This window comes from Nocardioides montaniterrae, from assembly GCF_054782655.1.
In genome coordinates this window covers 1-13715 of sequence record NZ_BAAGSB010000011.1, presented here as the reverse complement: position 1 = coordinate 13715, position 13715 = coordinate 1, and the positions used below count along the sequence as shown (strand labels likewise).

Annotated in this window: 15 protein-coding genes; 13 read left to right on the top strand and 2 right to left on the bottom strand. The window is 70.2% G+C overall.

Translation table 11 applies throughout. The features are described 5' to 3' along the window. Nucleotides 1-42 precede the first annotated feature (42 nt). Nucleotides 43-1248 carry a hypothetical protein gene (locus ACYVJ3_RS14030; RefSeq protein ID WP_460853655.1) on the bottom strand — a complete coding sequence of 402 codons (1206 nt, stop codon included), beginning with the start codon at nucleotides 1246-1248 and terminating at the stop codon, nucleotides 43-45. Between the two features lie 38 nt (nucleotides 1249-1286). Between ACYVJ3_RS14030 and ACYVJ3_RS14025 the strand changes: the two genes are divergently transcribed. The 10 genes from ACYVJ3_RS14025 (at nucleotide 1287) to ACYVJ3_RS13980 (ending at nucleotide 9603) form a co-directional block, all read left to right on the top strand. Beyond that, nucleotides 1287-1868 (top strand): TetR/AcrR family transcriptional regulator, encoded by a 582-nt coding sequence (locus ACYVJ3_RS14025; RefSeq protein WP_460853654.1) that lies wholly within the window; start codon nucleotides 1287-1289, stop codon nucleotides 1866-1868. Further along, a complete protein-coding gene (locus ACYVJ3_RS14020; protein WP_460853653.1) occupies nucleotides 1865-3058 on the top strand; it encodes a cytochrome P450 in 1194 nt (397 codons plus the stop codon). The genes ACYVJ3_RS14025 and ACYVJ3_RS14020 overlap by 4 nt, the downstream gene beginning before the upstream one ends. Continuing rightward, the gene (locus ACYVJ3_RS14015; protein ID WP_460853652.1) at nucleotides 3058-3837 is read left to right on the top strand and encodes an SDR family oxidoreductase; all 780 of its coding nucleotides are present in this window, start codon (nucleotides 3058-3060) and stop codon (nucleotides 3835-3837) included. The genes ACYVJ3_RS14020 and ACYVJ3_RS14015 overlap by 1 nt, the downstream gene beginning before the upstream one ends. After that, on the top strand, nucleotides 3834-5303 hold the full coding sequence (locus ACYVJ3_RS14010) for a cytochrome P450 (RefSeq protein ID WP_460853651.1): 1470 nt from the start codon (nucleotides 3834-3836) through the stop codon (nucleotides 5301-5303). Before ACYVJ3_RS14015 ends, ACYVJ3_RS14010 begins: the two co-directional genes overlap by 4 nt. Then, on the top strand, nucleotides 5300-5503 hold the full coding sequence (locus tag ACYVJ3_RS14005) for a ferredoxin (protein WP_460853650.1): 204 nt from the start codon (nucleotides 5300-5302) through the stop codon (nucleotides 5501-5503). Before ACYVJ3_RS14010 ends, ACYVJ3_RS14005 begins: the two co-directional genes overlap by 4 nt. Beyond that, nucleotides 5496-6098, top strand: a complete 603-nt coding sequence (locus ACYVJ3_RS14000) for a nuclear transport factor 2-like protein (RefSeq protein ID WP_460853649.1) — start codon at nucleotides 5496-5498, stop codon at nucleotides 6096-6098. The genes ACYVJ3_RS14005 and ACYVJ3_RS14000 overlap by 8 nt, the downstream gene beginning before the upstream one ends. After that, on the top strand, nucleotides 6095-7552 hold the full coding sequence (locus tag ACYVJ3_RS13995; protein ID WP_460853648.1) for an aldehyde dehydrogenase: 1458 nt from the start codon (nucleotides 6095-6097) through the stop codon (nucleotides 7550-7552). Before ACYVJ3_RS14000 ends, ACYVJ3_RS13995 begins: the two co-directional genes overlap by 4 nt. 121 nt (nucleotides 7553-7673) lie before the next feature. After that, nucleotides 7674-8423 (top strand): SDR family oxidoreductase, encoded by a 750-nt coding sequence (locus tag ACYVJ3_RS13990; protein WP_460853647.1) that lies wholly within the window; start codon nucleotides 7674-7676, stop codon nucleotides 8421-8423. Further along, the gene (locus ACYVJ3_RS13985; RefSeq protein ID WP_460853646.1) at nucleotides 8420-9220 is read left to right on the top strand and encodes an NAD(P)-dependent oxidoreductase; all 801 of its coding nucleotides are present in this window, start codon (nucleotides 8420-8422) and stop codon (nucleotides 9218-9220) included. Before ACYVJ3_RS13990 ends, ACYVJ3_RS13985 begins: the two co-directional genes overlap by 4 nt. Beyond that, on the top strand, nucleotides 9217-9603 hold the full coding sequence (locus tag ACYVJ3_RS13980; RefSeq protein WP_460853645.1) for a carboxymuconolactone decarboxylase family protein: 387 nt from the start codon (nucleotides 9217-9219) through the stop codon (nucleotides 9601-9603). The genes ACYVJ3_RS13985 and ACYVJ3_RS13980 overlap by 4 nt, the downstream gene beginning before the upstream one ends. A gap of 8 nt (nucleotides 9604-9611) precedes the next feature. On the opposite strand, the gene ACYVJ3_RS13975 is transcribed toward ACYVJ3_RS13980, so the two are convergent. Beyond that, nucleotides 9612-10232: a TetR family transcriptional regulator gene (locus ACYVJ3_RS13975; protein ID WP_460853644.1), complete on the bottom strand. Its 621-nt coding sequence runs from the start codon at nucleotides 10230-10232 to the stop codon at nucleotides 9612-9614. A 141-nt stretch (nucleotides 10233-10373) separates the two neighbouring features. Here ACYVJ3_RS13975 and ACYVJ3_RS13970 point away from each other — a divergent pair, with 141 nt between their 5' ends. From ACYVJ3_RS13970 to ACYVJ3_RS13960, 3 genes are read left to right on the top strand one after another with little or no spacing between them, the layout of a single operon-like run. Continuing rightward, a complete protein-coding gene (locus tag ACYVJ3_RS13970; RefSeq protein WP_460853643.1) occupies nucleotides 10374-11693 on the top strand; it encodes a glycosyltransferase family 4 protein in 1320 nt (439 codons plus the stop codon). Next, nucleotides 11693-12448, top strand: a complete 756-nt coding sequence (locus ACYVJ3_RS13965; protein ID WP_460853642.1) for a class I SAM-dependent methyltransferase — start codon at nucleotides 11693-11695, stop codon at nucleotides 12446-12448. The genes ACYVJ3_RS13970 and ACYVJ3_RS13965 overlap by 1 nt, the downstream gene beginning before the upstream one ends. Next, on the top strand, nucleotides 12441-13565 hold the full coding sequence (locus ACYVJ3_RS13960; RefSeq protein ID WP_460853641.1) for a prenyltransferase/squalene oxidase repeat-containing protein: 1125 nt from the start codon (nucleotides 12441-12443) through the stop codon (nucleotides 13563-13565). Before ACYVJ3_RS13965 ends, ACYVJ3_RS13960 begins: the two co-directional genes overlap by 8 nt. The last annotated feature ends 150 nt before the right edge of the window (nucleotides 13566-13715 follow it).

The window sequence follows — 13715 nt, the reverse complement described above, 5'->3', positions numbered from 1 at the left end:
GCCAGAACATCAGGTACGACGCGCATCCGGCCGCGCCCTGCGTCAGACGGGGGTGATCGGGAGCGACCGGCGCGGCTCGAACGTGAAGGCCGCACCGGTGCTGAACCGCACCACCGCGACGGCCGGGTCCTCGGCGAGGGGCTCGGTCCGGCGTACGACGTGGGCGTGCCAGTCGTCCGCGGACCCGACCACCTCGGCGTCGAGGTGGGGGTCGACGGCGCGGGTGATCGCGCGGAGGGCATCGGGCCAGTCGGGGCCGCAGAGGGAGTGCCAGGCGCCGTCCTCGGAGGCCGCCGCCGGGACGTAGCGCGCCGGGTTGAAGATCGGGTGCAGGCCCAGGAGGCGCTGCGCGCCCTCCTCGGTCGCGGGAAGAGCGAGGGCGCGGACCAGGCGCTCGGCGGCGATGCCGGCGACGCCGGTCAGCTGCTTGCGCCGGATCTCCAGCGCCTGCTGGGGTGACTGCGCGCGGGCGGCGACCGCCATCGCGAACCCGCGGTCGAGCAGGTGCATCTGCAGGCACACCTCGTCGGCCATCCGGACGAGCGCCGAGTGCGAGAAGGCCGTGAAGTCCAGGTCGGCGAGCAGCGGTCCGGCGTAGTCGGCGGCCCCCTCGTCGGCGCGGTCGATCGGGTCCAGCTCGAGCGTCGCCGCCCGCGAGCGCTCGTTGACGGCCAGCGCGGGGATCGCGGCGACCGGCGGGTGGGACGGGTCGATGGCGACCGTCCACGCGCAGTGCTGACCGGTGGCGCCTGTGGGCCGCGGCGGACGGTGGATCGGCCGCACCTGTGCGCGCGGGTTGGTGGCGACGGCGGTGGCGTCGAAGGTCGGGTCCTCGATGTCGTGGCACATCGAGCGGACGTAGTCGGGGCCCATCGGCTCGACGTCCATCAACGCGCCGCAGTGGTCGAGCGCGAACTCGCCGTGCCAGCGGTCGTGGACGGTGTAGCGGAAGTCCATGAACTGCGGGGGAGCACCGATGTCGAGCTGCAGGCCCTTGAAGATCGTGATCACGTCGCCCTCGCCCGCGACGTCGGGCGCGTAGCCGAGGGCGCGTTGCATGCGGCGGGTGTAGATCGGTGAGGAGGACGCCCATTCCTCGATGGCGATCTGCGCCATCTCCTCGCGCCCGAAGGCGGAGATGCACCAGGCCATGCCGGAGCGGTCGATGAGCTGGCCGATGAGCAGGAGCTCGGGGACGACGACGGCGAGCTGCTCGCGGGTCAGGGACTCGAAGTTGCTGGTGCTCACCCTTGCCACATTACTAGAACTTGTTCTAAGTTGGACAGGTGTCCAGTCAGGTGACCAGTGTTCCCCGCCAGGGCCTTCGCCCACGGCAGGCCGAGACGGTGCAGCGCCTCGTCGACGCCGGCTTCGAGCAGCTCGCCGAGGTCGGGCCCGAGGCGCTGACCGTGCGGCAGGTCGCCGTACGTGCAGGCGTCTCGCCCGCGACGGCGTACACCTACTTCTCCTCCAAGGCGCACCTGCTGGCCGAGCTCTTCTCCCAGCGGCTGATCGAGCACGCCGACGCCCAGGAGGTCGCCGGGCGTACCGCCGTCGCGCGGGTCCAGTCGGTCACCCGCGGCCTCACCGAGATGCTCGAGGCCGCCCCGCACCTCGCGGCCGGGGCCACGCTCGCGCTGCTCGGCGGGGACCCCGACGTCGAGCGGCTGCGGCTGCGCATCGGGGGCACGTTCGTGGAGATGTTCGACGGCGCGCTCGGCTCCTCGTCGACGCCGGCGCGGCTGGACGCGATCATCCTGGCGTTCTCGGGCGCCCTCCTGCAGGCCGGCATGGGCGTGACGTCGTACGCCGACCTCGGCGACCGCCTCGACACGGTCGTCGCCACGATCCTGGGTGGTGGGCGATGATCGTCTTCGACCCCTACGACTACGACTTCCACGAGGACCCCTATCCGCTCTACGCGCGGCTGCGCGACGAGGACCCGGTCCACCACTCCGTCGACGACCTCTGGGTGGTCTCGCGGCATGCCGACGTCTTCGACGTGCTGCGCGACGACGCCTCGTTCTCCAACCGGATGGGGGTCTCGCTCGACGCGTCGGCCTGGAGCGCGGACGCCCACCGGGTGATGAGCTTCCTGGCGCTGGACGGCGCCGAGCAGAGCCGGATCCGCAAGCTGGTGTCCAAGGCGTTCACGCCCCGCCGGGTCGGCGAGCTGACCCCGCGGGTGCAGGCGATGGCGGAGGACTACCTGGACAAGATGGCCGCGAGCGGGGGCGAGTCCGACTGGATCGCCGAGCTCGCCGGCCGGCTGCCGATGGACGTCATCTCCGAGATGATGGGCGTCCCCGTGGCCGATCGGGACGAGGTACGCCGCCTCGCCGACCTGCTGGTGCACCGGGAGGCCGGTGTACGCGACGTACCGCCGGCGGGCATGGAGGCCGCGATCGCGATCTTCGGCTACCTCGGTGATCTCGTCGTGGAGCGGCGTACCCACCCCGCCGACGACCTGACCTCCGCGCTGCTGCAGGCCGAGCTGGACGGTGACCGGCTCAAGGACCACGAGGTCATCGCGTTCCTGCTGCTGATGATCGTGGCCGGCAACGAGACCACGACCAAGCTGCTCGGCAACGCGCTCCTGCACCTCTCGGCTCACCCGTCGCAGCAGGCGGCCGTGCTCGCCGACCCCTCGCTGGTGCCGGTCTGGGTGGAGGAGACGCTGCGCTTCGACACCTCCAGCCAGATGCTCGCGCGGCTGGTCACGCGGGAGGTGTCGATCGCCGGCGTGACCGTGCCCGCGGGCGCCAAGCTGCTGGTGCTGCTCGGCTCGGCCAACCGCGACGAGCGGGTCTTCTCCTCGCCGACGGTGTTCGACATCGGCCGCGATCGCGACGAGCTCGCGCAGAGCCTGAGCTTCGGCACCGGTCGCCACTTCTGCCTCGGCGCCAACCTCGCCCGGCTGGAGGCACGCGTCGTGCTCACCGAGCTCGTACGCCGCGTCGGCGGCTTCACCGTGCACGCCGACCGGGCGTTGCGGGTGCACTCGACCAGCGTCCGCGGCTTCGCCGAGCTGCCCGTGACGTTTGACTGGAGGTCCTGATGGCCAAGTCGATGCATCCCGAGCGGCGGCCCGCCGTCGTCGCCGGAGCATCCTCCGGGATCGGTGCCGAGACCGCTCGGGCTCTGGCCCTGGCCGGATTTCCGGTCGCGCTCGGCGCCCGTCGCGTCGATCGGTGCGAATCGCTGGCAGCGGAGATCCGGGCCGAGGGCGGCGAGGCCGTGGCGTTCGCGCTCGACGTCAGCGACGAGGAGTCGGTGGCCTCGTTCGCCCAGCACGTCGAGAAGGAGCTGGGCGAGGCCGAGGTCGTCATCAGCAACGCGGCCCTGATCGGACCCGGCGCTCTCGTCGACACGGGGGTCGATCGGCTGCAGCAGGAGCTCGACGTCAACGTCGTCGGTCCGCACCGGCTGGTGCGGGCGTTCCTCCCCGGCATGCTCGAGCGGCAGCGGGGCGACTTCGTCTTCGTGTCCTCCGACGTGGCGGTCCGGCCCCGGCCGTTCATGGGCGGCTACAGCGCGACCAAGGCTGCTCTCGAGGGGCTGGTCGGTGCGCTGCAGATGGAGATCGAGGGGTCCGGCGTACGGGCCTCGATCGTGCGGCCCGGCCCGACCTGGAGCGAGATGGGCATGGACTGGGACGCCGATGCCGCCGCCAAGGTCCTCACCGAGTGGGTCAAGTGGGGGCACGCGCGGCACTCGCACTTCCTCAAGGCGCGCGCGATCGCCGACGCCATCACCACCGTCGTCTCCGCCCCGCGGGGCGTGCACCTCAGCCCCGTCGACGTGAACCCCGAAGCACCGATTGAGGAGAAGTCATGAGCGGTTTCGATACGCCGCCTCGTTCGTCGGCGGCTACTCAACCACCGATTCCGGAAGTGTCGGTCGTCCTCGACGACCAGGACCCGAGCGTGCCCGCGATCATCAAGGGCACCGGCCACCTGCCGGAGATGCGGGTGGACCCGATCGGGCTCTTCCACCGCGTGCGGGAGGAGTGCGGCGACATCGGGCGCTTCCGGCTCGCCGACCGCGAGGTCGTGATGGTGACGGGGGCCGAGGCGAACGAGGCGTTCTTCCGCGCACCCGAGGAGGTGCTGGACCAGGCGGCGGCGTACCCCTTCATGACGCCGATCTTCGGCAAGGGCGTGGTCTTCGACGCCTCGCCCGAGGAGCGCCAGCAGATGCTCAAGAACCAGGCGTTGCGCGGCGACATGATGCGCGGCCACGCGCAGACGATCGAGGCGGAGATCCGCCGGATGGTCGCGGGCTGGGGCGACGAGGGCGAGATCGACCTGCTCGACTTCTTCGCCGAGCTGACCATCTACACGACATCGGCGTGCCTGATCGGCAAGCCGTTCCGCGAGCAGCTCGACGGCTCGTTCGCTCACGTATATCACCAGCTCGAGCACGGCACGGACGCGATCGCGTACGTCGACCCGTACGCCGACATCGACTCCTTCCGCCTGCGCGACGAGGCCCGCGAGCAGCTGGTCGCGAAGGTGCAGGCGATCATCGCCGCACGGGTCGCGCAGGGCGAGATCGCGCGTGAGGACAGGGACCTGCTCGACGTGCTCATCGCGGTCGGGTACGACGCCGAGATGGTGACCGGGATCTTCATCTCGATGATGTTCGCCGGGCACCACACCTCCTCCGGCACCGCGTCCTGGGCGATGATCGAGCTGCTCCGCCACCCCGACGTGATGGGCGATGTCGTCGCCGAGCTCGACGCGCTGTACTCACCGGATGCCGACGGCGCTGCTCCTGAGGTGTCCTTCCAGGCGCTGCGGTCGATCCCGGTGCTGGAGTCGGCGCTCAAGGAGACGCTGCGGCTGCACCCGCCGCTGGTCATCCTGATGCGGCTCGTGCAGGAGGACTTCGACCTGCTCGGCCACACGATCCCGGCCGGCACCCTGGTCGCCGCGTCGCCGCGGGTCTCCAACCGGATCGAGGAGGACTTCCCGAAGGCGGATCTCTTCGATCCGAGCAGGTACGTCGACCCGCGGCAGGAGGACCTGCAGAACCGCTGGACCTGGATCCCGTTCGGCGCCGGCAAGCACCGCTGCGTCGGCAACGCGTTCGCGATGATGCAGATGAAGGCGATCTTCTCGGTGATCCTGCGCGACTTCAGCTTCGAGGCCGCGCAGCCCTTGGACGAGTACCGCGACGACTTCTCCAAGATGGTCATCCAGCTCGCCCAGCCGGCTCGGGTCCGCTACCGCCGCCGTGGTGGTTTCGATACGTCCTCGCCTAGCGGCTCGGACTACTCAACCACCGAGGGGCAGCGATGAGGGTTGTCGCCGACACCGGCATCTGCCAGGGCCACCAGCTCTGCCAGGGCGAGGCGCCCGACGTGTTCGGTTTCGACGAGGACGCCGACGTGGTGGTCGTGCTGGACGAGCACCCGGACGAGTCGCTGCGGTCCGACGTACAGCAGGCCGTGAAGTACTGCCCCGCTTTCGCACTCTCTCTGGAGGAGACCCATGAGTGACCTGACGCGTGCCGAGATCGAGGAGTTCTGGGACTCCTGGCTCGAGATCAACCGCAAGGTCGAGGCCAGCGGCGACTGGCGCCCGATGGCGGAGTGGTACGCCGAGGACGCGACGTACGGCTGGATGTACGCACCCGACGAGCACTTCATGGCAGTCGGGCGCGACCAGATCCGCGACTGGGCGATCGGCATCGAGATGGACGGCCTCGACGGCTGGCACTACGACTACGTCTGCACCGTCATCGACGACCGGAAGGCGATGGTGATCGGCTTCTGGAAGCAGCGCTCCGGGATCCTCGACGACACCGGCAAGGAGTACGAGATCCTCGGGCTCGGCGGGTCGTGGTTCGGTCTCAAGCGGACCGACGAGGGCGTGAAGATCGACTGGCAGCGCGACTGGTTCGACATGCCGTCGACCGCGCACACGTTCCTGTCGATCATCGAGGCCGGAAAGGCGCCGGACACGCTGCTCAAGCGGATGTCCGTCACCGGTCTCGGCGTCCCGGGTCACTACCGCCACGCCGACCTGCCCAGCACCGTCTGGCCGCCGCCGGTCGAGCGCGGCGACTTCATCACCCAGGAAGGACCACGATGATCTCCGCACCTCCGGCCCAGCAGCTGGTCGACGGCAAGCTGTCGGGCGCCAGCGACGGGGCGTCGTACGACGTCCTCAACCCGGCCACCGGCGAGGTCATCGGCCAGGCGCCGGACTCGACGGCGGCCGACGTCGAGGCGGCGATCGCTGCCGCGCGGCGGGCGTTCGACGAGACCTCGTGGTCGACCGATGTCGAGCTGCGGGTGCGGTGCCTGCGCCAGCTGCACGCCGCCTTGATGGAGAACGCCGACGAGTTCCGCGCACTGACGACCGCCGAGGTCGGCATGCCCGACTTCATGATGGGCGCGGCCGGCTTCGACGTACCGGTCGAGGGGCTGAAGTGGGTCACGGATCTGCTCGAGTCCTATGAGTGGGAGACCGACCTCGGGGTCGCCCAGCCGATGGGGATCCCGACCCGGCGTACCGTCCGGCGCGAGCCCGTCGGCGTCGTCGCGGCGATCACGCCATGGAACGTGCCCAACCAGATCAACTTGGCCAAGATCGGCCCGGCGCTCGCGGCCGGCTGCACGGTCGTGCTCAAGCCCGCGCCGGACACCCCGTGGGTGGCGTGCGAGCTCGGGCGATTCATCGCCGAGCACACCGACATCCCGGCGGGCGTCTTCAACGTGGTCACGCCGCGCTCCAACGAGGTCGCGTCCGTGCTGGCCAGCGACCCGCGGGTCGACATGGTCTCCTTCACCGGGTCGACCGGGGTCGGGCGGGCGATCATGGCCGCCGCGGCGCCGACGCTGAAGAAGGTCTTCCTCGAGCTGGGCGGCAAGTCCGCCGCGATCGTGCTCGACGACGCCGACGTCTCGGCCGCTGCCGGCGCGACCGCCTTCGCCGCGTGCATCCACGCCGGCCAGGGCTGTGCGCTGACCACCCGGCTGGTGGTGCCGCGCGAGCGGTACGACGAGGCCGTCGCGACTGCCGCGCAGGTGATGGAGTCGATCGGCGCGAAGTCGCCCGAGGACCCTGGTGCGATCTGTGGCCCGGTCATCTCCGCGGTCCAGCGCGACCGCGTCGCGGCGTACTTCCGTCTCGCCGAGGAGGAGGGTGGCCGCATCGTCACCGGCGGCAAGGTCATCGACCAGCCCGGCTTCTGGGTCGAGCCGACCGTGGTCGCGGGCCTGACCAACGAGTCGCGGCTCGCGCAGGAGGAGATCTTCGGGCCCGTGCTCGTGGTGATCCCGCACGACGGCGACGACGACGCGGTCCGGATCGCCAACGACTCGCCGTACGGCCTCTCCGGCTCGGTCGACTCCGGCTCGCTCGAGCGCGCCCACGCCGTCGCCCGCCGGATCCGCACCGGCACCCTCGCCGTCAACGGCGGTGTCTGGTTCAGCCCCGATGCCCCCTTCGGCGGCTACAAGCAGTCCGGGCTCGGCCGCGAGATGGGCGTTGCCGGGTTCGAGGAGTACCTCGAGATGAAGACGATCGCGGAGCCGGCGTGAGGGGGTGTGGGAATCACCGGTTCACCGGTGAAACCTGCACTTACAGGGCAATGCAATGGGGTGAAAGTGACGGAATCACCGGGGAACCGGTGATTCCTGCGGCGCACGGGACAGGAGTGGCATGAGGTTCAAGGACAAGGTCGTCGTCGTGACGGGCGCGGCACAGGGGATCGGGCAGGCGTACGCCGAGGCGCTGGCGCGCGAGGGAGCGGCTGTGGTGGTGGCCGACCTCAACAGCGAGGCCGGCGAGAAGGTCGCGGCCGGGATCAACGAGTCGGGCGGGCGGGCGATCTTCGTCAGCTGCGACGTCTCCAGCGCGGAGTCGGCGGAGGCGCTGGTCGCCACGACGGTGGAAGAGCTCGGCGGCATCGACCACCTGGTCAACAACGCCGCGATCTACGGGACGATGGAGTTCAACCTGCTGATCAGCGTCGACTGGGACTACTACAAGAGGTTCATGAGCGTGAACCTCGACGGCGCGCTCGTCATGACCCGCGCGGTCTACCCCGAGATCGCCAAGCGCGGAGGGGGAGCGATCGTCAACCAGTCCAGCACAGCGGCGTACCTCTACTCCGGCTTCTACGGTCTCGCCAAGGCCGGCATCAACAGCCTCACCCAGCAGCTCGCCCACGAGCTCGGCGGCCAGCGCATCCGCGTCAACGCGATCGCGCCCGGCCCGACCGACACCGAGGCCACGCGGGTCCAGGCCGGTGACGCCGCCAAGGACATCGTCCGCAACAGCCTGGCCATCAAGAGGATGGGCAAGGTCGACGACATGGTCGGCGCGCTGCTCTACCTGCTCTCCGAGGACGCGTCGTGGGTGACCGGCCAGATCCTGGCGGTCGACGGCGGCCAGACGTTCCGGCTATGAGGGTCGGCTTCGTCGGTCTCGGCAACATCGGCAAGCCGATGGCGCTGCGCCTCGCCCAGGCCGAGGGCATCGAGCTGCAGGTGTACGACGTCGCGCCCGACCCCGTCGCCGAGCTGGTCGCGGCGGGCGCGACCGCCGCGGAGAGCGTCGCCGCGATGGACGTGGATGTCCTCTGCGTGATGGTGCGTGACGACAGCCAGGTCCGCGAGGTCGCCAGCAACGTCGCGGCAGGTACCACGATCGTCATCCACTCGACGGTCGCGCCGACGACGCCGGGCGAGCTCGCGGCGGAGGGCCACACCGTCCTCGACGCCCCGGTCAGCGGCGGCCCGATGGGCGCCGCGGACGGCAGCCTGGCGATCATGGTCGGCGGCGACGCGGAGGCGTTCGAGAGGGCGCGCCCGGCGCTGGCAGCGATGGGCAGCAAGGTCGTCCACGCGGGCGAGCTGGGGGCGGGCACCCGGATGAAGCTGGCGCGCAACCTGATCCACTTCGTCGCGTTCACCGCCGTCACCGAGGCGCAGCGGCTCGCTGAGGCGGCGCAGATCGACCTGGTCCAGCTCGGCGAGGTCGTCCGCCACACCGACGCCATCACCGGCGGCCCCGGCGCGATCATGTACCGCGACACCACGGCGCCCCTGGACCCCACCGACTTCTGGTACGGCGTCTTCGACCACGTCCGCGCACTGGGGGAGAAGGACCTGGCACACGCGATTGCGCTCGCGGACGAGCTGGGGGTCGACGTACCGCTCGCGAAGCAATCCATCGACCGTCTAGGAAAGGGGCTCGGCGTATGACGGGCAAGTTCGACGACCTCCCGGAGCTCCGCCGCAAGGGGCTGGAGAAGATGGAGGAGGTCTACGGCTTCGAGATGAGCGACGGCGACGGCGACTTCTTCCGCTACACCGTCGAGCACCTGTTCGGCGACATTTGGCAGCGGCCCGGGATCGGCGACCGCGACCGCCGGCTCTTCCTGATCGGCATGCTCGTGGGCCAACGGGCCAACGACGTCCTCGGCATCCAGGTGCCGGCAGCGCTCGCCAACCAGGAGCTCACCCACGAGGAGCTGCGGGAGCTGGTGATCATGGCCTGCCACTACGACGGCTGGCCGAACGGCGCGCGCTTCAACAGCGTCGTCGAGGAGGCGATCGGCAAGGCCGAGCGCGCCAAGCGGCCCTGAGGACGGTGTCAGTCCCGCAGGACGAGGCGTACGGCGTTCTCCATGTGGGCTGCCGTCTCGGCGGCCGTCGACCGGCCGGTGACCCACGAGACCAGCGCCGAGAGCCACACGTCGCCCAGGACGCGGGCGATGGCGATGTCCTCGTCGGTGATCTCGGCCTCGTCGGCGGAACGGCCGTCCATGGCGTGCGTGACGATCGAGGTCATCGACATGCCCACCGCGTGGATCTCGGCCTTGACGGCCGAGTCGGCGAACATGAACGCCCGGGTCAGCGCCTCGGTCAGCTGCGGGTCGCCCTGCATGCCGCGGGTCAGGCGCTTGAGGACCCACAGGACGCGGTCGGCGGCGGTGTCGCCGGGGATCTGTCGCTCGTGGAGCCGCTTGGCGGCCTCCTCGAACTGCCGGTCGAGCGCGGAGACGAGCAGGTGGATCTTGCTCGGGAAGTACCGGTACAGGGTGCCGAGCGCGACCTCCGCCTGGTCGGCGACCGCCCGCATCTGCACGGCCTCGAAGCCGCCGCTGCTGGCCAGCTCGTACGTCGCGTCGAGGATCCGCTGGCGGCGCTCGCGCTGGGCTGCCGACCCGCCCGGGTCCGGAACGGATTCGGCGGTCGTGGCGTTGGTACTCACGAAGGCTCCTCGTCGTGCTCGATGCCTGACAGTGGGACGGGCGCGTCTAGGCTACTGGCCCGTAGCGTAAAATTAGAAACACGTTCCAGTTTGTTCCGGCCCTGCTTCTGCGGTCCTGCCGGCCAGGAGAAGGAGTTTCGGATGCGGATCGCGATGCTGTCCTACCGCAGCAAGCCGCATGTCGGCGGTCAGGGCATCTACATCAGGCGCCTGACCCGGGAGCTGGTGGCGCTCGGCCACACCGTCGAGGTCTTCTCCGGACAGCCCTACCCCGAGCTCGACGAGGGCGTGACGCTGACCAAGGTGCCCAGCCTGGATCTCTACAAGCCCGGCGACGAGTTCCGCAACCCGCACCCGCGCGAGTTCCGCGACCTCATCGACGTGCAGGAGTGGCTGACCATGCGCTCCGGCGCGTTCCCCGAGCCGATGAGCTTCTCCAAGCGGGTCGTCAAGCTGCTGCGCCAGCGCCAGGACGACTTCGACATCGTCTTCGACAACCAGACGCTGGCCACGCCGCTGCTGGCGATCGAGGAGTTCCTCCCGCTCGCGGCGACGATCCACCACCCGATCACCATGGACCGGGCGATCGAGCTCGAGACCGCGCCGTGGTTCCGCAAGAAGGCCGGCAGCCGGTTCCACCTCGAGCTGCCCAAGCTCGGGGTCTGGCGCTGGTACTCCTTCCTGACCGAGCAGAAGCGCACCGCGCCCCAGCTGCGTCGCGTCGTCGTACCCTCCGAGTCCTCGCGCCGCGACGTCGTCCGTGAGTTCGGCGTCGACGGCGACCGGATCCGCACGATCCTCCTCGGCGTCGACGACCGCTTCCGGCCCTCGGCCGCGCCCCGCGTCAAGGGGCGCATCCTGGCGATGGCCAGCGCCGACGCCCCGCTCAAGGGCATCCACATCCTGCTCGAGGCGTTCGCCAAGCTCCTCACCGAGCGCGACCTCGAGCTGGTGCTGGTGACCAAGCCCAAGGAGGGCGGCGTCACCGAGAAGCTCATCGACAAGCTCGACCTGGTCGGCAAGGTCTCGTTCGCCAACGGCCTGACCGACGACGAGCTCGTCGCGCTGATGGGCTCGGCCGAGCTCGCCTGCGTGCCCTCGCTCTACGAGGGCTTCTCGCTGCCGACCGCCGAGCTGATGGCCTGCGAGACGCCGCTGGTCGTCTCGCGTGCGGGCGCGATCCCCGAGGTCGTCGGGCCGGACGGTCTCTGCGCGGACGTCGTCGAGCCCGGTGACGTCGGCGCCCTCGCCGCCGCCGTCGGCGCGCTGCTCGACGACCCCGAGCGTCGGGCCCGGATGGGCGCCGCGGGTCGTCAGCGCGTCCTCGAGCTGTTCAGCTGGCATGCCGTGGCGGTCAAGACCGCCGACGTCCTCGACGACGTCATCACCGAGTACAAGCAGTGTCTCGATACACCCGCTCGTTCCTCGCGGGCACTCGACAACCGAAAGAGCTCTATCTGATGCTGACCGTTGACTTCGACCGTCTCGGCCTCAAGCCCGGCGAGCGGGTGCTCGACATGGGCGCCGGTGCCGGCCGCCACAGCTTCGAGATGTACCGCCGCGGTGCGGACGTCATCGCCTTCGACCTCGATGCCGACGAGCTCGAGGGCGTCCGCGACCTGTTCGTGGCGATGAAGGAGGCCGGCGAGGTGCCCGAGGGCGCCGAGGCCGACGTCAAGCAGGGCAACGCCCTCTCGCTGCCCTTCGCCGACGGCGAGTTCGACCGCATCGTCTGCTCCGAGGTGCTCGAGCACATCCACGAGGACGTCGCCGCGATCCGCGAGCTGATCCGCGTCCTGCGCCCCGGCGGCACCCTGGCGGTCACCGTGCCCCGCTGGCTGCCCGAGGTCATCAACTGGCGGCTGTCCCCGGACTACCACCACGCCGAGGGCGGCCACATCCGCATCTACACCGACCACGAGCTCGTCGACAAGGTCACCAAGGGCGGCCGCTTCAACGACGGTACGCCGGGCGACGCGATGATCTTCGAGGGCAAGAGCTACACCCACGGGCTGCACTCGCCGTACTGGTGGATCAAGTGCGCGGTCGGCGTCGAGAACGACAACCACCCGCTCGCCAAGGCGTACCACAAGCTGCTGGTCTGGGAGATCATGAAGCAGCCCACCGCCCTCAAGCTGGCCGGGAAGGTCCTCGACCCGATGATCGGCAAGTCGATGGTGCTCTACTTCCGCAAGCCCGAGAGCAGCGATGCCTGAGGTCCCGCTGTCGCGGCTGCCGTACGTCGACGGCCTGCTCTCCGCCGAGCAGGTCGCCGAGACGGCCCGCTCGATCGCGGCGATGCAGGAGGACTGCGGCTCGATCCCGTGGACGGTCGGCGAGCACACCGACATCTGGAACCACGTCGAGTCGGCCATGGCGCTCCTCGTCGGCGGCCAGGTCGAAGCGGCCGAGCGCGCCTACGACTGGGTGCTGACGATGCAGCGTCCAGACGGCTCCTGGCCGATGAAGATCGTCGCCGGTGAGGTCGAGGACGAGCGCGGCGAGTGCAACATGTCGGCGTACCTCGCCGTCGGTGTCTGGCACCACTGGCTCATCCGTCGCGACATCCGCTTCGTGGAGCGGTTCTGGCCCGCCGTACGCGCCGGCCTGGACTTCGTGACCTCGCTGCAGGAGTCGTGGGGTGGCATCCGGTGGACGCCCGTCGACGACTTCTGCCTGCTGACCGGCAGCTCCTCGATCTACCACTCGCTGCGCGCGGGCGTCGCGCTCGCGGACCTGATGGACGACCCGCAGCCCGAGTGGGAGCTCGCGGGCGGCCGCCTCGGCCACGCCGTACGTCGCCACCGCGACCTCTTCGCCGACAAGTCCACCTTCTCGATGGACTGGTACTACCCCGTCCTCGGCGGCGCCGTTCGCGGCCAGGACGCGCGCGACCGCATCGCCGAGCGGTGGGACGACTTCGTCATCCCCGGCCTCGGCATCCGCTGCGTCGACACCAACCCGTGGGTGACCGGCGCCGAGACCTGCGAGCTCGCGATGACGCTCGATGCGATGGGTGAGCCGTCCCGTGCCCGCCAGCTGGTCGAGGAGATGCAGCACCTGCGCGGCGAGAACGGTTCCTACTGGACCGGTTGGGTGTACGCCGACCCGGCGCACCCGCCCGCCGACGACGAGCCGCGCGACGTCTACTGGCCGCACGAGCAGACGACGTACACCGCCGCCGCCGTGTTGCTGGCCGTCGACGCGCTGGGGGAGACCTACGGGCACTCCACGCCCGGCTCCGGGATCATGCGCGGCACCTCGCTCGCCGCCCACTTCGACGAGATCGCGCTCGAGTGCGCGTGCGGCGCCGAGGAGCGCTCCTCGCGCTAGGTGTGATGGCGCCCGGCAGGCCGGTCGAGGCCGGATCAGGCTGGCGGTGGGGCCCTCTGGTCGGTGTGGCGGCCGCGCGTAGCGCGCCGCTCCCCGCCGACGCTCCTATGGTCTGTCAAGTGGTGATCGGGCCGTGTTCGAGTAGTCGGT

What these genes read in the sequence shown, in the direction of transcription:
- ACYVJ3_RS14020 (WP_460853653.1), top strand. Translation starts at nt 1,865, where the DNA reads ATGATCGTCTTCGACCCCTACGACTACGACTTCCACGAGGACCCCTAT.
- ACYVJ3_RS14015 (WP_460853652.1), top strand. Translation starts at nt 3,058, where the DNA reads ATGGCCAAGTCGATGCATCCCGAGCGGCGGCCCGCCGTCGTCGCCGGA.
- ACYVJ3_RS14010 (WP_460853651.1), top strand. Translation starts at nt 3,834, where the DNA reads ATGAGCGGTTTCGATACGCCGCCTCGTTCGTCGGCGGCTACTCAACCA.
- ACYVJ3_RS14005 (WP_460853650.1), top strand. Translation starts at nt 5,300, where the DNA reads ATGAGGGTTGTCGCCGACACCGGCATCTGCCAGGGCCACCAGCTCTGC.
- ACYVJ3_RS14000 (WP_460853649.1), top strand. Translation starts at nt 5,496, where the DNA reads ATGAGTGACCTGACGCGTGCCGAGATCGAGGAGTTCTGGGACTCCTGG.
- ACYVJ3_RS13995 (WP_460853648.1), top strand. Translation starts at nt 6,095, where the DNA reads ATGATCTCCGCACCTCCGGCCCAGCAGCTGGTCGACGGCAAGCTGTCG.
- ACYVJ3_RS13990 (WP_460853647.1), top strand. Translation starts at nt 7,674, where the DNA reads ATGAGGTTCAAGGACAAGGTCGTCGTCGTGACGGGCGCGGCACAGGGG.
- ACYVJ3_RS13985 (WP_460853646.1), top strand. Translation starts at nt 8,420, where the DNA reads ATGAGGGTCGGCTTCGTCGGTCTCGGCAACATCGGCAAGCCGATGGCG.
- ACYVJ3_RS13980 (WP_460853645.1), top strand. Translation starts at nt 9,217, where the DNA reads ATGACGGGCAAGTTCGACGACCTCCCGGAGCTCCGCCGCAAGGGGCTG.
- ACYVJ3_RS13970 (WP_460853643.1), top strand. Translation starts at nt 10,374, where the DNA reads ATGCGGATCGCGATGCTGTCCTACCGCAGCAAGCCGCATGTCGGCGGT.
- ACYVJ3_RS13965 (WP_460853642.1), top strand. Translation starts at nt 11,693, where the DNA reads ATGCTGACCGTTGACTTCGACCGTCTCGGCCTCAAGCCCGGCGAGCGG.
- ACYVJ3_RS13960 (WP_460853641.1), top strand. Translation starts at nt 12,441, where the DNA reads ATGCCTGAGGTCCCGCTGTCGCGGCTGCCGTACGTCGACGGCCTGCTC.